The organism is Lelliottia sp. RWM.1 (genome assembly GCF_016859735.1).
Taxonomy (GTDB): domain Bacteria; phylum Pseudomonadota; class Gammaproteobacteria; order Enterobacterales; family Enterobacteriaceae; genus Enterobacter.
This window is the reverse complement of the sequence record NZ_WLVC01000030.1, coordinates 24621-43532: the sequence shown is the minus strand read 5'-3', so window position 1 is coordinate 43532 and position 18912 is coordinate 24621. Positions and strand designations below refer to the sequence as shown.

Below are 18912 nucleotides of genomic sequence, written 5' to 3'. Positions count from 1 at the left end.
ACAGGAGGAATGTATGAAGGTCAACGATCGGGTAACCGTCAAAACGGACGGTGGGCCGCGCCGCCCTGGCGTGGTGCTGGCGATAGAGCAGTTTAATGAAGGCACAATGTACCTGGTATCGCTGGAAGACTACCCGCTTGGTATTTGGTTCTTTAACGAAGCAGGACATCCCGACGGGATCTTTGTTGAAACCGCAGAATAGTGTTGTGTCGGGAGGCGTGCGCTTTCCCGGCAAAATGCGAAAATCTCTGGCCAGGCCAGAGATCAAGGTGATTGCTAAAAGGTATTGTGCGTGCTAACGCATGTTAACGAAAATACCATTCGTCACATTATCTGTCAGGCGGACGACGTGGTAGATCACTTGCTTATTATGCGTTTTAATTTTCCTTTTAATATTTCCTTTATGTGACGAAACAGTTTTTGCTTTGATATTCATTTGGTCCGAGATCTGAATCGTCCCTTGCCCATCCATCCACATTCGCAACATACTTGATTCAGTTCTGCTTAATGATAGGGTGGGTAAGTTAACCGCTCCTACATTCTCTACTTCTTTATTCAAATAATCGCCCAGAATGTCATCCAGCGACTCTGGTTTAATCGATTTGGAGCTGATCAATAAATTTTTACGAACTAACAAATATTCATCGAAATGAATATTTGCAATAGCCATAAAAACAATAAACAGAGTTTTAGGATGCTGATTAATGATTTGCTTAATGTGCTGACTGTTGGCTGGATCGTGAATGAAACAGTCCTCATTAATAAACACCACGCCAGGCTTGTGTTCTTCACAAGCGGCTGAGAGTTCGTCAACGGTGTGTACATCGTTGATGTCTCTCTTTTTTACCCCTCTGCTTGCCAGATACCCGGTTAACCCTAGCCGGGTGTAACTGCATAAATCCATAATGATCGTTGACATGGCATACCCTCACTCAATGCGTAACGATAATTCACCATCTGCCTGAGAGCTCATAAACAGCCATACGGGATGGAAAAAATTAATAACCTGTGAGCATGACAAAGACTTTCAGGCGAACTCACTATCCCGTAAAGTTACGTATAATTTGCCAGGAATCATCTTAAAGTAAAGTAAATATTAAGTATTGTGAGGTGGTTAGAAACAAATAAACCGCACCAGATATATCCTGGAAGATGTTTTTCATGTTTTATTTTAGGAATATCCTCAGAAAGACAATGTAAACAATGCGGGTTATTATTTACGTGGTAGTTCGCTGACAATATCCGCCAGAAGATTGAATATCTCGCTGAATAAATGTTCGCAGAAGGGGGCGATAAGTGGCATTAGTAATGACATTAATAAAAGTCCGACCGTCAATGTCACCGGAAAGCCGATGACAAATACGGAGAGCTGTGGCGCCATTCTGTTCAGCAAACCTAATGACAGGTTTACGGTCAGCAGAAGCGTGATGATCGGCAGCGCCAGCATCAGACCATTGAGGAAAATAAGTCCTGCGGCTCGAGTGAGCGCCAGAAACGCGTTACTGTTTACAGGACTCGCACCAATGGGCAGCGTGTGGAAGGTGTCCACCAGCATAGAGATCAGCCACAGATGCCCATTGAAAGAGAGGAACAACAACATGGCGAGCAGGTCGATGATACGAGCCAGCACAGGCATGTTCAGATGGCTTCCAGGGTCGATAAAGGTGGCGAATGACAAGCCCATCTGCAAACCGATGAGTTCCCCCGCCGTACGCACGGCGGCGAAGGCAAGTTGCATGGTAAAACCGACCGCAACACCGATAAGGATCTGTTGCAAGGCGAGCCATATCGCGTTGGCTGAAAAAATAGGCACATCAACAGGCGGTAGCGAAGGGGCAATAATAATCGTAATGATGATGCCCAGCCCAACTTTGACGCGCTTAGGTATCGATTTTTCACTGAGTATTGGGGCGGTTGAAATCAGCGCAAGCACGCGCAGCATCGGCCAGAAATAGACGCCAAGCCACTGGACCCACTGATCGCTGGTAAAGTGCAGCATCCTGATATCAGCCGATGATGTACGGCAAGTTGGTAAACAGATTGCGCATATAGTCCAGCAACAAATTCAGCATCCACGGTCCGGCAACAATAATCGCCACGAATACGGCGATGATTTTTGGGATAAAGGACAGTGTCATTTCGTTAATCTGCGTGGCGGCCTGAAGAATACTGATAATCAGACCGGTAACCAGGGCAACAAGCAACAGGGGCGCGGCAACAGCGATAGCTACTTTCATCGCCTCCGTGCCCATCATCATGACCGATTCTGGTGTCATTGCGCGCTCCTTAACTGTAGAAACTTTGCGCCAGCGAACTGACCAGCAACTGCCAGCCATCAACCAGAACGAAGAGCATAATCTTAAATGGCAGCGCAATGGTTGCAGGTGGAACCATCATCATCCCGAGGGCCATCAGGACACTGGCGATAACCAGGTCGATAATCAGAAATGGAATAAAAATAGTAAATCCAATCTGGAATGCCGTTTTCAGCTCGCTGGTGACATAGGCTGGCAGCAAAATACGCATTGGCACAGCTTCCGGCCCCTGAATCGGGCCCGCATTGGCCAGACGGGCAAAGAGGGCTAAATCCGCTTCACGCGTTTGACGCAGCATGAACTCGCGCAGAGGCTGAGCACCTTTTTCCAGTGCAACCTGCATGGAAATCTTATCTTCGCTAAATGGCTGATAGGCGTCGGTATAAATCTTATCAATCACCGGCGACATAATGAAAAAGGTCAGGAACAGTGCAAGTCCCAGCAGAACCTGGTTAGGTGGCGCGGAAGGTGTACCGAGCGCATTTCGCAGCAAACCGAATACGATGATGATGCGCGTGAAGCTGGTCATCATCAGCAAGATTGCCGGAATAAACGTCAACGACGTGATAAACACCAGAGTCTGTATCGGAAGTGACCAGCTCTGCCCGCCACCGGCAAGGGGAGTTGAGACTAAACCTGGCAGTTGTGCATAGACGGCGGGAGCAAACAGACCAACGCCTGCAAGCGTAAGGGACAACAAACGGCGCATCAGGATCTCCCGGAACGCTTAAGCAAACTCTTCATGACGGACTGAAAATCCGCAGGTTTCTCTGCATCCGTTTCGCCAGAGACAGGCGCCGGAGGCAGTTTATGCAAGACATTGATCTGTGATGCGGTCACGCCCAACACCAGTCGTGCATCTTCAACATCAACAATCACCACACGTTCACGTGGCCCAAGCGATGTGCTGGCACTGACTTTGAGGCCGCGAGCAGTGGCCGTTTTCCCCGCCAGGCCAAAGCGCTTTGCCAGCCAGGCGGCGATGAGAATAAAGGCAATAATACCGAACAGTGCGCCGCTCACCTGGAGTAGCGGTGAATCCGGGACGGCGGAAGGGTGCGATACTGTTGCCTCCGTTTTCATTCTTAACGGCTCAGACGACGCATACGTTCAGACGGCGTGATGATGTCGGTGATGCGCACGCCATATTTATCGGCCACGACCACAACTTCACCCTGAGCAATCAGATAACCGTTGATCAGAATATCCAGTGGTTCACCGGCCAGGCCGTCAAGCGCTACCACAGAACCCTGCGTCAGGCGCAGCAGTTCTTTAATGGTCATGCGGGTACGGCCCAGTTCCACGGTCAGTTTGACCGGGATATCCATGATCAGGTCGATATCCTGAAGCGTCCCGCTAACGTCACCACCGCCCAACTGCTGGAAGACAGCATCTGCTGCACTTTTAGCGGGTGTCGTTTTTTGCTCGTTTAACGCGTCAGCCCACAGATCGTCCAGTGCTCCGCTGTTTTCATCGGACGGATTGTTAATGTCACTCATTTGGGCTGTTCCTCATTCAGCGAATTCAATATCGGGTTGATCAAGTGCTCAACGCGTAACGCATACTGGCCGTTTACTGTGCCGTACTGACTTGTCAGTACGGGGACACCATCCACATGGGCAATAATGCGGTCGGGTTTTTCTATCGGCAGAACATCACCGGGTTGTAATTTCAGGATCTGTGATAACCGCAATGAGATATCAGCGAAGCTCGCCACGAGCTCGAGTTGTGAATGCTGCACCTGACGCACCAGATTTTCACGCCAGTTCTGATCTTCATTACGGGAGTTTTCCAGCGGTGGGTTTACCAGCAGCTCGCGCAACGGTTCAATCATGCTGAATGGCAGACAAATATTAAACTCACCGGTCAGGTTACCGATTTCCACATGGAATGGCGTGTTCACGACGATGTCGTTCGGAGAGGTGGTGATATTGGTGAATTTCACCTGCATCTCAGAACGGACATATTCCACTTCCAGCGGGTTAATCGCTTTCCATGCGTCGCTATAAGATTCCAGCGCCAGTTTCAGCATGCGGTTGATGACACGCTGCTCAGTGTGGGTAAATTCACGTCCTTCGACTTTCGTCGGGAAGCGACCATCACCGCCGAACAGGTTATCTACTGCGATGAAAACCAGACTCGGAGAAAACACGAACAGCCCGGTTCCGCGCAGAGGCTTCAGATGAATCAGGTTAAGGTTGGTTGGCACCGGCAAGTTGCGGGCGAACTCATGATACGGCTGAATGCGGATCGCACCGACGGTAATGTCCGGGCTACGACGCAACAGGTTGAACAGCCCCATACGGAACTGTCGTGCAAAACGTTCGTTGATGATCTCCAGTGCCTGAAGACGCTCACGCACCACGCGCCGCTGTGTATTCGGGTCATAGGGACGAATATCGCTATCGCCACCGAGCCCCGGTTGCGGGTCATCACTTTTATCGCTATCGCCGTTGAGCAGCGCGTCGATTTCTGCCTGAGAAAGAATACTGTCGCCCATGTCGTTACCGCAGAATGAAGGCTGTATACAGAACGTCAGTGACTTCCTGCTTAGGTTGACCACTGACCAACGGAGCGGCCAATGCTTGTTTGATGGCTTCGACCAGCTTTTGCTTTCCGTCATCGGTAGCAAGCGTCGAGGCATCCTGACGAGAGAACAGCAACAGCAAACGGCTGCGCACTTCCGGCAGGTAATCATTCAGACGGGAACGGGTTCCCTCGTCTTTCAGACGTAGCGTAATACCGATGTACAGCACACGATCCGCATCACCCAGGTTAACGGTAAAGGTATCCAGTGGGAAAAATACCGGGACCGGCGGTGGCGGGGGTTCAGCTTTGGCTGCTGCAGTAGGTTCCTGCTGCATGCGCCAGTAACTATAGCCTGCGGTTGCGCAGGCTGCGAGCGTGATCAACACCAGCAGCGGGATCCAGATGGAACGCTTACTTTTTTTGGTGATAGCGGAGTCAGTCATCTGATACGAGCTTCCTGTTTCGGTACAGCTAATGAGGTGATTATCCCGTGTCCTGCTTACGTCAAAGCGTGGAAAAGACGGAGATAATCACGCTACCTCTGGCGTTTAGGCGAAGATGTCTACTGCACCGTTTCCACGTGCGGCGGATTGCAACGCAGCAGGGGTTAGCAGTAACTCATCACTCTCTTCATTAAAACCGCCTTGTTGGCCGGAACGTGAAGCCTGCTGTTGTTGCTGGGATGACGACTGCTGCTGTCCGGCGAAGCTCTCACTGCTGACGCTGCTCTGAGACAGCTGAATGCCGTTTTCCGCCAGTTGAGTACGCAGTACCGGCAAGGCCGCTTCCAGGGCTGCACGTACATGGCTGTGTGCAGAGACCATCTGCAGTTGCGCCTGGTTATCATCCAGTTTAAGCGAAATCTGAACCTGGCCCAGATCTTCCGGGTGCAGACGTAATTCCGCTGTTTGTTGTCCCTGGCGGGTAAACAGGGTGATGTGCTGGCTCAACGTCTGTTGCCACTCACTGCTTCCCAACGGTTGGCTCAGCACCGGAGCCGTTGCAACGGTTGCGGCAGGCTGAGAGGTCGCCTGGCTGCTGACAATCGGAGCCAGAGTGGCCGTCGGTGTTGTCGACGAGGTATTACTCGCCAGATCCTGTTTTTCGGCAATGGCGGCGACTGCCGGTGTAGCCGTTGTATTGGCTGGCAGCGTCGTGTCAGCACTCTGGGTCAGAGCCTGATATTGAGACTGTGGTGACGTCTTATCATGTCCAGCGGAAACATTGCTCTGCACGGGCTGTTGGCCAGTAGCGATTTGCGCTAATCCGGTAGAATTGAGAGCCGCTTGTGCAGTAACACCTTCAGCATGTGTTGACTGGGGAGTAACCGGCGCGGTTGTTTGCTGGTGTGGCAACATCGCCATCAGCGCACTTAAGCCAGCCAACTCTTCTTCATTAAGCTCGGTCTTGCTGTCATCTTTTGTCGCCGTGGTGTTCAGCGCTTTGAGTGCCTCCCCAGCTTTAACCGGCATCAGGCCGGAGACAAGACTTTGCAGCGCAGTAGTTTGCGCCGTGTCATCGCCACTGAGCGTCTCCTGACGGGAGAGCAGATCGGCAATTTTCGCCTGTAGCGTCGTGTCGCCATCTTTTTCAAGCGCGGCTTTGGACAGCTTACTTCCGGCCGCTTTGAGGTCGGCAAGGGTCAGCGGAGCGTCTTTGCCCTGGCCTGCGGTATCCGTTAAGGCTCCGGCCAGCAGCGAGAGAAAATCTTGCGCGCCATCGGCTGATTTTCCCGTCTGTGAACCGCCAGACAGGTCGAGGTCGGACACCAACAGTTGTTGCAGTGTGATCATTCAGGTTTCCTCATTGATGCGCGCTGGGCAAACTCATCCATTTTTTTCTGATCCAGGCGGTTTTCGGCGAGGGTCGTTGCAGCAACTTGCCGATCCTGTAATGTTTGCCAGGCCTGCAGTCGCTGCTTTTTCTCGCGCCAGAAATTCAGCGCTGTATCCACTTTTTGGGTCCACTGGTTAAGCTGCAGGCGATGCTGTTCGATCGCCTTTTCGAGCGTCTGGATAAACTGCTGATAGTTAATCCATCGCTGGCTACCAATGCCTTGTGTCATATCGGTATTGAGGTTGGTGCGATACTCATGCTGATAGTCGATTAACATCTTCAACTGTTCTTCAGCCTGCTGACATCCACGCCGCATTGCACCAAGTTGCAATGCGGCATCATCAACTTCTTTTTCAGCCAGATCTTTTAGCGTTGATAACGCGCTATTTTGCGCCATGACCTTCGCCCTCCACCTGTGTTACACCTGCGGGAAAATCAGATCCAGAGCCTGAATTGAATCTTCCCAGTCGGCACGTTCAAAAATACCTTGTTGCAAGAACGCTTCCAGTTGCGGCCATAAGGCAATCGCTTTATCGAGCATCGGGTCGCTGCCTTTGGCATACGCCCCCACGCTGACCAAATCGCGGTTACGCTGGAAACTGGAGAGCAGTTGTTTGAAGTTACGCACACGGGCGTAATGCTTCTCTGTAATCAGTGCCGTCATTGCACGGCTGATTGAGGCTTCAATATCGATTGCAGGATAGTGTCCTGCTTCAGCCAGACGACGCGACAGTACAATGTGTCCGTCGAGGATCGCACGTGCTGAGTCGGCAATCGGGTCCTGCTGGTCATCGCCTTCGGTCAGTACGGTATAAAATGCCGTAATTGAACCGCCGCCAGTGATGCCGTTACCCGCGCGTTCAACCAGAGCGGGAAGTTTGGCGAATACAGAAGGTGGATAACCTTTAGTGGCTGGTGGTTCGCCGATTGCCAGGGCAATTTCACGCTGCGCCATGGCATAACGGGTAAGCGAGTCCATGATCAGCAGGACGTGCTGCCCACGGTCACGGAAATCTTCAGCGATACGCGTGGCATAAGCAGCCCCTTGCATACGCAGCAGCGGCGAAACATCGGCCGGAGCGGCGATCACCACCGAGCGTGCGCGGCCATCAGCACCGAGAATATTCTCGATAAAATCTTTAACTTCACGACCACGTTCACCAATCAGCCCCACCACAATCACGTCGGCCTGGGTATAGCGTGCCATCATGCCGAGCAGAACCGATTTACCAACACCGGAACCGGCAAACAGACCCATACGCTGCCCTCGACCCACGGTGAGCAGGGCGTTGATCGGACGAACGCCAGTATCCAGCACGTGCTCGATAGGCGTACGTTGTAGCGGGTTAAACGGCTGTGTGATTAGCGCACCGGTTTCGGTGGTGTCAGGGGAGGGCAGACCGTCGAGCGGCTTGCCGCTGCCATCGAGCACGCGGCCTAAAAGTGCCGGGCCAAGCGGTAACTGTTTCCCGCTTTGCAGACCGTCGCCCGCGTAGTTTTTAGCGTAGACACGTGCGCCGGGAAGCACGCCCTCTACCTCTTCAAGCGGCATCAGAAAGAGACGTTGACCGTTAAAGCCAACCACTTCACTTTCCACTTCGCGTGTCTCAATTCCGTCCTGGCGTTCAATAACACAGGTTGCTCCCAGCGGTAACTGTAAACCTGTGGCTTCAAGCACCAGCCCGGTGGCGCGCGTCAGACGTCCATAACGACGAACAGATGGCAGTTGCGCCATCTTCGTTTCAAAATTATCGAGCGTGTTAAGCCAGCGCGTGAGGCGTGCAGTCATCAGACGACTCCCGGTGCAGCCAGACGGCACAGCTCTTGCCAGCGGGTTGCCACGCTGGCATCGAGATCGCCCTCATCGGCAGAGACTTTGCAGCCGCCATGATGAAGTGACGGGTCACCGCGTAAACGCCAGCCATGAAGGCTAAGCGTCGCGCCAAGGCTCTCTTCAACACGTTGTAAATCATCAGGATGTACACGCAACTGAGGTTTGCCGCTGAACAACGGTTCCTGTTGCAGCAAACCCTGTATTTGTTTGATCAGTGCAGCGTTATCGACAACGGGTGTCTGGCCGATCACCTGGCGTGCAGCCTCTAGCGCCATCTGCATCAGACGCGATGCAATGACGCTGTCCAGCGCATCAAGAGTATGTTGGAACTCACTCACCAGTTGTTGCATGCGGGCATTGATCGGCGCTTGCTGCTGACGCGCCTGTTCCTGACCCTGCTCTAATCCTTGTGCTAAACCTTCCTGATAGCCTAGCTCATGGCCTTTTTGACGCCCTTCGTTCATACCGGCGTTAAAGCCCTGCTCGTGCGCCTGCATTTGCAGTTGAGCCAGCATCTGCGTGCGTTGTTCTTCCTCACTGAGCTCAGGAGCATCATCAGTGACATCGCCCTCATCGGGCAACATCATTGCTGGCGTGAACTCGGTCACAGGAGGGGCGAGGTCATCGGGTGTCCAGCGCGTCCACGGCAGCTCATTAGACATAAGTGTCGTCTCCGCTGCCAATTACCATTTCGCCGGTTTCCGCCAGACGACGCACAATAAGCAGGATCGCTTTCTGTTCGTTTTCGACCTGAGAGAGACGAACCGGGCCACGGTTGGCAAGGTCGTCGCGCAGGATATCCGCCGCACGCTGAGACATGTTGCGCAGGAACTTCTCGCGCAGTGGCTGTTCGGCCCCTTTGAGAGCGATAAGCAGCGACTCGGAGTCCACTTCCTGAAGCAGGCGCTGGATGCTGCGATCGTCCACTTCGACCAGGTTTTCGAACAGGAACATCTCGTCGATAATTTTTTGTGCCAGTTCGCCATCGAATTCGCGAACTGCAGTAATAACCGCTTCTTCCTGCTGTGTTTTCATCAGGTTGATAATTTCGGCTGCCGTTCTCACGCCGCCCATTTTACTGCGCTTGAGGTTCTGGCCGTCGAGCAGGTTGTTCAGCACTTCGGTCAGTTCCGCCAGCGCGGCTGGCTGGACACCACCAAATGTGGCGATACGTAGCATGACATCGTGGCGCAGACGTTCGTCGAACAGCGCCAGAATATCGGCTGCCTGGCCGCGTTTGAGGTGGACCAGAATGGTGGCGATGATCTGCGGGTGCTCGTCGCGAATAAGGTCGGCGGCACTCTGCGGCTCCATAAAGTTGAGCGTTTCGATGCCGCTGGCAGTGTCGCGGGTTTCCAGAATATCTTCCAGCAGACTGGCCGCACGTTCTTCACCCAGCGCTTTGACCAGTACTGAACGCAGGTATTCGTTGGCGTTGACGTTGAGGGCGGCAAACTGTTCTGCCTCGCGCTCAAACTCAGCCAGCACCTCCGTTAACTGGGTGTTCGAAATCTGACGCACGTTCGCCATGGCGGCGCTGAGCGTCTGGACTTCGCGATCGGAGAGGTGTTTAAACACCTCCGCCGCGCGGTCTTCGCCAATGGTCATCAGCAGGATGACACTTTTATCTGTGCCTGAAAGGGTAGTGTTACTCATGATCGTTATTCATCCACTGGCGAATGACCAGCGCCACAACGCGCGGATCGTTATCTGACATTTCGCGAATACGCTGGCTCATGACTTCAGCACCCAGGCGCTGGTTAGCACGGCGCTGCTGCATTTGCTCGTCTTTGCTCAGGCGAACCTCGACCGCATCTTCCACTTCCTGACGTGCCGAGAGTTGTTCCCGGGCTGCTTTCGCTTCTTCAGCACGACGCGTGAGCTGTGGACGAATGCCTTTGCGCCACAGTAGCCAGGCCACAATCAGCACCAGTAACCAACGACCTGCGGACATCAACTGATCGATAAACGACTGCTGTTGCCAGAATGGAAGTTCGCCACCCGTTTCATCAACTGCGCTGAATGGCGAGTTCACCACGTTGAGGGTATCGCCACGTTTTTCTGAATAACCCATGGCTTCGCGGGTCAGGTCTTCGATCTGCTTCATCTGATCGGCAGTCAGCGGCAGCGGTTTGCCATCCGGCAGCGTTTTGTAGTTCACCACGACAGCAACTGACAGACGCTGCACATCACCGACATTCATTTTGGTGTGGCGGATCGTACGATCAACTTCGTAGTTGGTGGTCTCATTGCGGCTGGTAGAACGTGGTCCAGATGAATTATTGGTCGCCGTTGAGCCCTGCTGTTGATTATTTTGCTGACCGTTCTGCTGACCATTCTGTTGATTGGCAGCAGGTGTCGTGATGGGGGCAGCGTTAGCCGGAGCAGGCTGGTTAGAGAGCGCACCGGGTACGCCACCGGGGTAAGCGCCACCAATTTGTTCGTTCTCATTGACCTGACGGGAACGCATTACCGCTTGTGCCGCATCACCGTTCGGGCTGTACTGCTCTTCGGTTTGCTCTTTATTAGCAAAGTCGATCTGCGCAGTAACCTGTGCGTGTACGTTGCTGTTACCGACGATAGGGCCAAGAATGGCTTCGATGCGACGCTGGAGACGGTTCTCTACGTCTGTCGCGTATTTCAGCTGCGCGTCGTTCAGATCACGACCGGCAGTATTGGATTGGGTTAACAGATGGCCGCTCTGATCAACCAGCGTAACGTTGCCTGGCGGCAAGCCTGCAACCGCACTGGATACCAAATGCGTTACGGCACTGATTTGTCCCTCATCCAGCGCACGGCCGGGTTCGAGATTGACGGTAACAGACGCTGACGGAGATTTTTGTTCGCGGACAAACAGAGACGGTTTTGGCATGGCCAGATGCACGCGTGCACTTTTTACCGGGCCAAGTGTTTCAATTGTTCGGGCCAGCTCACCTTCCAGCGCACGCTGGTAGTTCACCTGCTCGCTGAACTGACTGATACCGAATTTTTCCTGATCCAGCAGTTCAAAGCCGACAGCGCCCCCTTTTGGCAGACCTTGTTGTGCCAGGCGCAGACGCAGTTCATGCACTTTATCCGCAGGAACCTCAAGCGCACCGCCGTTATCCGCAAAGCGATAAGGGATGTTCATCTGGGTGAGTTGGGTGACGATCGCACCGCCATCCTGGTCGGAAAGGTTGCTATAAAGTGTCCGGTAATCAGGGCTTTTCGCCCACAAGACCATCGCTACGAGAATCGCAATAGCGGCAGCGCTTGCCACGATCAACGGGATTTTAGGATTCGCACGCAGGCGGTTCATCCACTCGAGTGATTTATTTTGCGGTGCTGTCGATGCTGTCGCACTCATTGCGCACCTCTTAAATCCTGGTGGGTTACGTTATTCGTGTAGAGAAACAAAACTGACTCCCGGGTCGGCAAACACGACAAAAGTTCCATACTGATGGCCCTGCCATTATTTGATGATTCAGGATTTTCTATGCGTCAAATAACCTGGTTTTTTCATGCTATTTACCGCCTTTATCTTATTGACAAGCTGTTAGTCTTGACCGCGTAAAAAACCATCCAGGGGAAAGTCATGGCTATACAGGGCATTGAAGGGGTAATCAGTCAGTTGCAGGCAACGGCAATGACGGCCCGGAATCAGAATGTGGCGGACGCACAGCCGACCATCAGCTTTGCCGGGCAACTGCATGCTGCGCTCGATCGCATCAGCGATACGCAGACGGCAGCGCGGACGCAGGCAGAAAAATTCACCCTGGGTGAACCTGGCGTGGCACTTAACGATGTGATGACCGATTTACAAAAAGCATCCGTTTCCCTTCAGATGGGGATCCAGGTGCGTAACAAGCTGGTGTCAGCCTACCAGGAAGTGATGGGCATGCAGGTGTAGTGTCTGACGTCATTTCCAGTGATTTTTCAACAATGTTGCTTTTATAAAGAAAAATACAGGATTACCTATGTTACCAAGAGTGCATGTCGTTAACTCATCACAAGGTAGCTTTTTGACCTTTGGAAATGATGTTATTTCAAATCATCTCTTTACCCGAGATAACTGGGAAAACTGGCTTTTTGCCATCACGGGAGAATTCACGCGTGGATTTGACCAGCCTATTGTTTTCGACCTCGGTGCTAACCTCGGGGCATATACCATCCCAACAGCCCTGATGATTGCTGAACAAAATGGGCAGGTTTATTCTTTTGAACCTCAGAAAACGGTTTATTATCAACTGTGTGGCAATATTTTCCTCAATCGACTGAATAACGTAACCGCCCTTAATAAAGGTGTTGGACAGGAGAGCGGACTGCTTGAGCTTCCTGTTCCTGACTACCACAAAATGAATAATGTTGGCGGTTTCTCCATGGTTGAGCAGTATCGCTCAAACACCGGCGTTCAGATGGCGATGAGTGCTGAAAAAGATGTTGTTCAGGTGGTTAAGCTCAACGATATTCTTTTTGAGCAGAAAACGCGCTTCCTGAAGATCGACGTTGAAGGTCTCGAACTGGATGTACTGAAAGGAGCGGTTGGCTTCCTTGAACATAACAATTTCCCGCCATTCTCATTCGAAGCATGGGATTTACCGTGGTTCCACGAGCAGCGTGATGCACTGATAGGTTTCATTCTGGATCTGGGATATGTCATTGAACATATTCAGTTTGATGACTTCCTGGCTCACCATCCGCGCAACGAAGCGAAGGTCGATTTCATTCGTGATGACAATGAAAAACTGACCCGCGTGGTGCGTGCGGGGTAATCTCGAGGGTCCGGTTTCATCGCGGGCTGGTTGTTGCAGGGCATGGGTTGTTGCTGGAGTACAGTGGACTTTAATGCCACAATGTATTTTTTCTTTGTATACGGTTTATCTATGAAGAAGATAGCAATTATTGGTGCTCTGCTGGCCTTGTCTGGATGTGTTCAGGTCGATAGCTACAAGGATGTTATTAAGCATCCTGTCCCTTCTCATCTTGCCGGTTACTGGCAGTCGAAAGGGCCGCAGGGGAAATTGGTCAGCCCGGAGGCCATTGCCACGCTCGTGGTGACAAAAGATGGTGACACGCTGGATTGCCGACAATGGCAACGTGTTATCGCTGTGCCGGGTAAAATCATGTTGCGTTCCGATAAGTATTATAACGTTACCAGCAAACTGGATATCTATCCGTTACACCTGGACGGGATGACGCTGGAATATGACGGCATGGAGCTCCAGCACGTCGCGCGCCCGACGGTAGAGTGTGCTGATTATCTGAGCAAAAACCCGCTCGAAAGCCATCACCCATAAGAAGGATTGTCGGGTGAGTATTCTCACCCGACGCCTGATTACAGAACATCTTCCATTACCCAGATACTCACACTGCCACCCTTACAGGTAAATGTACCTTCGCCATCGGCTGCAGTGCTTACCGTCTCCTCACGGTTTCCCAAAAAATCCCGCCAGGTCTTATTACCGTAGTTTTCCCCCAGACACAGGATTTTTTCTCCATCATCTCCGTTGGAAAGTACCACCACACAGCCTGGGTTTTCGTCAGTACCGCTTCGGCTAAAAGCGATACAGTTCGGATGATCGAAATAGAGCGTCTGTATACCGTGGGCGAAACGCTGACGGGCCAGGATCAGTTCGTGGAGCTGTTCAATGACAGGCATGTCAATGTGATAGGTTTCACCATCTCCCCCGACGTCATCGTAGCTCGCACCGAATAAGTCTGGATAAAATACGCTGGGAACACCGTTTTCACGTAGCAGGATTAATGCATACGCCAGGGGTTTAAACCAGGATTCGACCGGGGCCTCGAGAGCCTGCAGCGGCTGAGTGTCATGGTTGGCGACCAGCGTGACGGCATGGAAGGGATCAACTGAGACCAGCGTGTCGGTGAAAATCTGGCTCATATCGTAATCACGCCCCTGACGAGAGGCCTCGTGAAACTTCATCTGGAGCGGCGCATCAAAAAGCAGTGTTTTACCGTCAACCTGATCAATATATTGCTCGAGTTTATCGACTTCGTGTGACCAGTACTCTGCAACAATAAATAACGGCTTTTCCGTTGTGTCCTGGACGTGTTCAATCCACTCCTTGTAAAACCATGCCGGAATATGTTTGACCGCATCGAGTCGAAAGCCGTCGCAATGGGTTTGTTCTATCACCCAGCGAGCCCAATATTTCAGTTCTTCGGTAACCGCGCGGTTGCGAAAGTCGATATTCTCGCCCATCAGGTAATCGAAATTACCCATTTCGTCATCCACTTGGTCATTCCAGCCTTCGCCGGTGTAGTCGTTGACGATTTTAAAGATGCCGTCCTCGTCCGGGTTTTCGATATGGTCAACACCGCTGAAACATTTGAAGTCCCAGATAAACTGAGAGTATTGACCCGCCCGGACAGGGAAGGTGTACCTGGTCCAGGCTTCGCACTCGACAATATCCTCGGCGATTTGGTTACGATCTTGCTCGTCTACGCGCTGCACCCGGATCGACTCTTTCTCATCCGCACCCATCTTGTGATTGACCACCACATCCAGCAATACCGCAATCTGGTTGCTCTTTAAGGCATCGATGGCGTCGAGTAATTGTGCTTTATCACCGTATTTTGTGGCGACGGATCCTTTTTGGTCGAATTCGCCAAGGTCAAAAAGATCATATGAATCGTATCCAACCGAAAAGCCACCTGATGCCCCTTTATAGGCTGGCGGTAACCAAATCATATTAATGCCAATTTCATTCAGGTTGGGGGCGAGCGCAGTGACTTCTCGCCACAACTCTCCACCTGCAGGGTAATACCAGTGAAAACATTGCAATAAAGTGGGATTTTTCATCGTCCGTGCTCCAGAAGCCATTGTGCTGACTTCTGGAGTATGGATGACAAAATCATAATTGGGGGTCGCGTGTCAGACTTTCGGGGTAGAGAATATTACCCGAGAGTTTGCCATAGGTAGAGGTTATTGATTGCTGCCTGCTGGTCTGGCCAATCAAATTGCGCAGCTCGTCCATTCGGGCCGCCAGCAATTCTTTAAGGTCATTTTCATTTTTCAGAACATTTTCGAGCAAAAATCTGGCTTGTTCAATGTGCGCAGGCGGGGCTGAGGCTATGGGATTTTGAGAGATCTGTTCGATAAGCTGAACATAGGTGATCTCATGTGTAATCAGCTCATCCCATTGCCCCGCTTTAGCATGCGTAAGCATTGTGAGGCTAAGATTGTATAGCGCCTGCCAGGCGCTAAGTGCGGAGCTAGGAGTGTTCATCAAAAGTTATCCTGGAGAGAGGAAGCATTTGGGCCTATTTGTTTCCACGCATCTGCAATGTTACTCAACAAGTCCTCAACTTCGACAATTGCTCCTGCGTCATTACGTAAATTGGCCTGTAATAGACGACGAACCATGTACTCATACAGTGCGGAAAGGTTCGCCGAGAGGTCTCCTTCCACTTCCATATTCAGACCAGCCTTTAGGCCATTATCGATAATGTTGATTGCCTTAGATAAAGCCTCACCTTTTTCGCTAATACGCCCTTCTTCAAGAAAGAGTCGGGCGCGAACAAGGGCACTCAGTGCCCCGTCAAAAAGCATGGACACAAGATGATGTGGGCTTGCGCTCATTACCGCGCTTTCCAGCCCAACCTGTTGATAAGCTCGTGCGCCATTCTGTGAGTACATAGAAGTTCCTTAACTGCTGGAAGTACTAAATTGCTGTTTGAGGTAGGTTGATGTGTTGTTCATCTTGCTCATCAACGTATCTAAATTGGTAAACTGTGTTTTATAGCGTGCCATTGTTGCTTCGATGCTGGCTTCCATTGCATCGTAACGCTGATCTAAGGTTTTCAACGTAGTGTTGATACCGTCAGTGGCGTTCTTAATGATCCCTTCTTTACCGGCTGTGGTGCTTAGCATTGTGGTAAGCGTATTACCCATTTGCGTTGCCAGGCCAGTCGTTTTGCCGTCACCTGTAAAGTAAGCCTGAACCGCTTCCGGGTTATCGGTTAACGCTTTGGTAAGCTTGGTGGAGTCAACTTTAAGGTTACCCAACGAACCGTCGGCACCCATCGTTGTATCCTGAGTCACACCAAGTTGTGCCAGGATCGCATAAGAACCGGACTGCACTTCCGTGAGTAAACCGCGCAGCTGAGACTGGACAGAACGAACCGTACTGTCACCCAGCAGGGCACCGTTGTTTGCGGATTGATCTTCACCCGCGTCCACTTTCACATATTTGGTGACAGAGGTGATGGTGGATTGCAGGGCGTTATAAGCGGTAACCCAGTCAGTAACCGCTTTTTGCGTCGCGTCAGCGGCGCGGGTAATTTGCAGGTTTTCGGTGCTGCTGCTCTGATTTTTAAGGCTCAGCGTGATGCCAGGCAGGGCATCGGTGATTGTATTTGTTGAACGTTCAATGGTGATGTCGTTAATGACAACCTGCGCATTCTGGGATGCCGTTTGTTGGTTCATCGCACCGGTATGCGTGGATGAATCGTAACCAATGATACCTTGTAATGTGTTGTCGCCAGAAACGGACACGGTCATGTCATTGGTTGTACCTGACGTTTTTGACGTCAGCATCAGGGTGTAATCACCCTCTTTGGCTTTAACGACGGTCGCGGTGACGTTGCCATTGGCCTTATTAATGGCACTCGCAATGCCGTTCAATGACGTGTCAGAGTCAGAAAGGGTCACCGTCAGCGGTTTGGTCGTGCCTTCCTGCGAGATAGTAATGGTGCGGCTTCCGCCCGTTGTTGCACCAAGTTGCGTAGTCGCGCTTGCCTGGCTGGCGGACGTCAACACTTGCGCCTTCGCGAGAGCTTTTACCTGTACGGTGTAGTCACCTACTGTCGCGCCTGTTGCGGTTGTTGCCGTAAAAGAGGTGTTGGTTGACCCGACAGCTGTCGCGTTCCAGGTATCCTTTTTGGCAAGCGCAGCAGTCGCGGTGTTCAGCGTTTGCATTGCGCTTTGCAGCTTGCTGAATGCACTGAGCTGAGCGTTATAAGACGTTTGCTGATTCGTGATTGTTGTTAATTTTGTTTTCTCAGCCGTCTCAAGGTTGGTATAGAGAGTTTGGAGGTCAAGACCTGAGCCCACGCCAAGACTACTGATTGTTGCACTGGCCATTAGTTAGTTTCCTTTAGTCAATGGTAGTTTCAGCTAGTTATCGGCGACATTCCAAATTAGTTTAAGGTTCAGTAGAAAAAATTATCGACCGAATAGAAGGACTCCTTGTCGGTATATGCGGCCTTTGTTATCTGCATACCCAAAAATGGGGGAGGGGATATCGCCTGATGTTCAGACATTCCACTCTTAAAAATTTCATCTCACTGTAATATTGAAAATATATGCACATCATTTTTATCAATAAAATCATATAAATAAAAAAATTATGGCAAAAATTCTAAAGTCTTTTTCAGGTGCGTCGATAATCCAGTTGACGGTGAGAGACGCCGTGAGTGTTAGGCACCGACCCTAGAACCCAATTTGAAGGAATTAAATTATGGCAGTAATCAATACTAACCTGTTGTCCCTGTCCACTCAGAACAACCTGAACAAATCTCAGTCTGCTCTGGGCACCGCGATTGAGCGTCTGTCCTCTGGTCTGCGTATCAACAGCGCTAAAGACGATGCTGCTGGTCAGGCGATTGCTAACCGCATGACCTCTCAGATCAAGGGTATGACTCAGGCTGCACGTAATGCCAACGACGGCATCTCCATGATTCAGACTGCTGAAGGCAACCTGAACGAAATCAACACCAACTTGCAGCGTATTCGTGAACTGTCTGTACAGGCAGCAAACGGTACTAACCAGGGCACAGACCTGACTTCAATCAACACTGAAATCAACCAACGTCTGTCCGAAATCGACCGTATTGCTGGCGCAGCGAACTTCAACGGCAAAAACCTGCTGGACGGTTCTCAGAGCGGCGGCGTGACCATCCAGGTTGGCGCTAACACCAACACTGGTGACACCATCAGCATCGGTTCTGACTCCCTGATCAACGCTAAACTGGGCTCACTGGCTTCCGGTACTGCTCTGTCTGGCAGCAGCGTAACCATCAGCGACAACACCACTGCTCAGAGAGTTATCGATGCAGTTGATACCGCACTGAAAGGCATTGATGGTGCGCGTAGTAACCTGGGTGCGATGCAGAACCGCTTCGAATCCACTGTTAACAACCTGAACAACTCCGTGACTAACCTGTCTGCTGCACAGTCTCGTATTCAGGATGCTGACTACGCAACTGAAGTATCTAACATGTCTCGCGCGCAGATCCTGCAGCAGGCTGGTACTTCTGTACTGTCTCAGGCAAACCAGGTTCCACAGACTATGCTGTCTCTGCTGCGTTAATCTGTACTTTCCTGATAAACAAAAACCCGGCGCTGCCGGGTTTTTGTTATCCTGACATTATCATTCCATTTGTTGGTAGAACTGA

The 18912-nt window shown here is 51.4% G+C and carries 22 protein-coding genes and 1 pseudogene; 5 read left to right on the top strand and 18 right to left on the bottom strand.

Annotated features, from left to right (window positions below):
• Nucleotides 1-13: 13 nt before the first annotated feature.
• A complete protein-coding gene (gene dsrB / locus GF617_RS18730) occupies nucleotides 14-202 on the top strand; it encodes a protein DsrB (protein ID WP_181619963.1) in 189 nt (62 codons plus the stop codon).
• Between the two features lie 93 nt (nucleotides 203-295).
• Here the strand turns inward: dsrB and rcsA are convergent, their stop codons facing one another.
• From rcsA to fliF, 14 genes and pseudogenes are all read right to left on the bottom strand, one after another.
• Nucleotides 296-919, bottom strand: a complete 624-nt coding sequence (gene rcsA, locus GF617_RS18725) for a transcriptional regulator RcsA (RefSeq protein WP_181619962.1) — start codon at nucleotides 917-919, stop codon at nucleotides 296-298.
• 287 nt (nucleotides 920-1206) lie between these two features.
• Nucleotides 1207-1999: pseudogene (gene fliR, locus GF617_RS18720) on the bottom strand (flagellar biosynthetic protein FliR); the annotation flags it as partial.
• A 7-nt stretch (nucleotides 2000-2006) separates the two neighbouring features.
• A complete protein-coding gene (fliQ, locus tag GF617_RS18715; RefSeq protein WP_003859587.1) occupies nucleotides 2007-2276 on the bottom strand; it encodes a flagellar biosynthesis protein FliQ in 270 nt (89 codons plus the stop codon).
• A gap of 10 nt (nucleotides 2277-2286) precedes the next feature.
• A complete protein-coding gene (gene fliP / locus GF617_RS18710) occupies nucleotides 2287-3024 on the bottom strand; it encodes a flagellar type III secretion system pore protein FliP (protein WP_181619960.1) in 738 nt (245 codons plus the stop codon).
• A complete protein-coding gene (gene fliO, locus GF617_RS18705) occupies nucleotides 3024-3398 on the bottom strand; it encodes a flagellar biosynthetic protein FliO (RefSeq protein ID WP_181619959.1) in 375 nt (124 codons plus the stop codon). Before fliO ends, fliP begins: the two co-directional genes overlap by 1 nt.
• A gap of 2 nt (nucleotides 3399-3400) precedes the next feature.
• Nucleotides 3401-3814 carry a flagellar motor switch protein FliN gene (gene fliN, locus GF617_RS18700; protein ID WP_181619958.1) on the bottom strand — a complete coding sequence of 138 codons (414 nt, stop codon included), beginning with the start codon at nucleotides 3812-3814 and terminating at the stop codon, nucleotides 3401-3403.
• Nucleotides 3811-4815, bottom strand: a complete 1005-nt coding sequence (fliM, locus tag GF617_RS18695; protein ID WP_181619957.1) for a flagellar motor switch protein FliM — start codon at nucleotides 4813-4815, stop codon at nucleotides 3811-3813. Before fliM ends, fliN begins: the two co-directional genes overlap by 4 nt.
• Nucleotides 4816-4819: 4 nt before the next feature.
• Nucleotides 4820-5287, bottom strand: a complete 468-nt coding sequence (gene fliL / locus GF617_RS18690) for a flagellar basal body-associated protein FliL (protein ID WP_181619956.1) — start codon at nucleotides 5285-5287, stop codon at nucleotides 4820-4822.
• Between the two features lie 105 nt (nucleotides 5288-5392).
• The gene (gene fliK, locus GF617_RS18685) at nucleotides 5393-6637 is read right to left on the bottom strand and encodes a flagellar hook length control protein FliK (RefSeq protein WP_203452237.1); all 1245 of its coding nucleotides are present in this window, start codon (nucleotides 6635-6637) and stop codon (nucleotides 5393-5395) included.
• Nucleotides 6634-7077, bottom strand: coding sequence for a flagellar export protein FliJ (fliJ, locus tag GF617_RS18680; RefSeq protein ID WP_181619954.1), 444 nt, complete (start codon nucleotides 7075-7077; stop codon nucleotides 6634-6636). The genes fliK and fliJ overlap by 4 nt, the downstream gene beginning before the upstream one ends.
• Nucleotides 7078-7098: 21 nt before the next feature.
• Nucleotides 7099-8469: a flagellar protein export ATPase FliI gene (gene fliI, locus GF617_RS18675; protein WP_181619953.1), complete on the bottom strand. Its 1371-nt coding sequence runs from the start codon at nucleotides 8467-8469 to the stop codon at nucleotides 7099-7101.
• The gene (fliH, locus tag GF617_RS18670; RefSeq protein ID WP_181619952.1) at nucleotides 8469-9176 is read right to left on the bottom strand and encodes a flagellar assembly protein FliH; all 708 of its coding nucleotides are present in this window, start codon (nucleotides 9174-9176) and stop codon (nucleotides 8469-8471) included. Before fliH ends, fliI begins: the two co-directional genes overlap by 1 nt.
• Nucleotides 9169-10170, bottom strand: coding sequence for a flagellar motor switch protein FliG (fliG, locus tag GF617_RS18665; RefSeq protein WP_181619951.1), 1002 nt, complete (start codon nucleotides 10168-10170; stop codon nucleotides 9169-9171). The genes fliH and fliG overlap by 8 nt, the downstream gene beginning before the upstream one ends.
• Nucleotides 10163-11860, bottom strand: coding sequence for a flagellar basal-body MS-ring/collar protein FliF (fliF, locus tag GF617_RS18660; RefSeq protein ID WP_181619950.1), 1698 nt, complete (start codon nucleotides 11858-11860; stop codon nucleotides 10163-10165). The genes fliG and fliF overlap by 8 nt, the downstream gene beginning before the upstream one ends.
• Before the next feature lie 228 nt (nucleotides 11861-12088).
• On the opposite strand from fliF, the gene fliE reads away from it, so the two are divergent.
• From fliE to yedD, 3 genes are all read left to right on the top strand, one after another.
• The gene (gene fliE / locus GF617_RS18655) at nucleotides 12089-12403 is read left to right on the top strand and encodes a flagellar hook-basal body complex protein FliE (RefSeq protein ID WP_203452236.1); all 315 of its coding nucleotides are present in this window, start codon (nucleotides 12089-12091) and stop codon (nucleotides 12401-12403) included.
• Nucleotides 12404-12515: 112 nt separating this feature from the next.
• Nucleotides 12516-13265, top strand: coding sequence for an FkbM family methyltransferase (locus tag GF617_RS18650; protein WP_239006539.1), 750 nt, complete (start codon nucleotides 12516-12518; stop codon nucleotides 13263-13265).
• Nucleotides 13266-13376: 111 nt separating this feature from the next.
• On the top strand, nucleotides 13377-13790 hold the full coding sequence (gene yedD, locus GF617_RS18645) for a lipoprotein YedD (RefSeq protein ID WP_181619947.1): 414 nt from the start codon (nucleotides 13377-13379) through the stop codon (nucleotides 13788-13790).
• A 38-nt stretch (nucleotides 13791-13828) separates the two neighbouring features.
• On the opposite strand, the gene amyA is transcribed toward yedD, so the two are convergent.
• The 4 genes from amyA to fliD are packed head-to-tail and all read right to left on the bottom strand — an operon-like array spanning nucleotide 13829 to nucleotide 17599.
• Nucleotides 13829-15316, bottom strand: coding sequence for an alpha-amylase (gene amyA / locus GF617_RS18640; protein WP_181619946.1), 1488 nt, complete (start codon nucleotides 15314-15316; stop codon nucleotides 13829-13831).
• Nucleotides 15317-15368: 52 nt separating this feature from the next.
• Nucleotides 15369-15743, bottom strand: a complete 375-nt coding sequence (fliT, locus tag GF617_RS18635; RefSeq protein ID WP_181619945.1) for a flagella biosynthesis regulatory protein FliT — start codon at nucleotides 15741-15743, stop codon at nucleotides 15369-15371.
• Nucleotides 15743-16153, bottom strand: coding sequence for a flagellar export chaperone FliS (gene fliS / locus GF617_RS18630; RefSeq protein ID WP_203452234.1), 411 nt, complete (start codon nucleotides 16151-16153; stop codon nucleotides 15743-15745). Before fliS ends, fliT begins: the two co-directional genes overlap by 1 nt.
• A 9-nt stretch (nucleotides 16154-16162) precedes the next feature.
• Nucleotides 16163-17599, bottom strand: a complete 1437-nt coding sequence (gene fliD / locus GF617_RS18625; protein WP_181619943.1) for a flagellar filament capping protein FliD — start codon at nucleotides 17597-17599, stop codon at nucleotides 16163-16165.
• Between the two features lie 376 nt (nucleotides 17600-17975).
• On the opposite strand from fliD, the gene GF617_RS18620 reads away from it, so the two are divergent.
• Nucleotides 17976-18827 carry a flagellin domain-containing protein gene (locus tag GF617_RS18620; RefSeq protein ID WP_239006538.1) on the top strand — a complete coding sequence of 284 codons (852 nt, stop codon included), beginning with the start codon at nucleotides 17976-17978 and terminating at the stop codon, nucleotides 18825-18827.
• Nucleotides 18828-18912 lie beyond the last annotated feature (85 nt).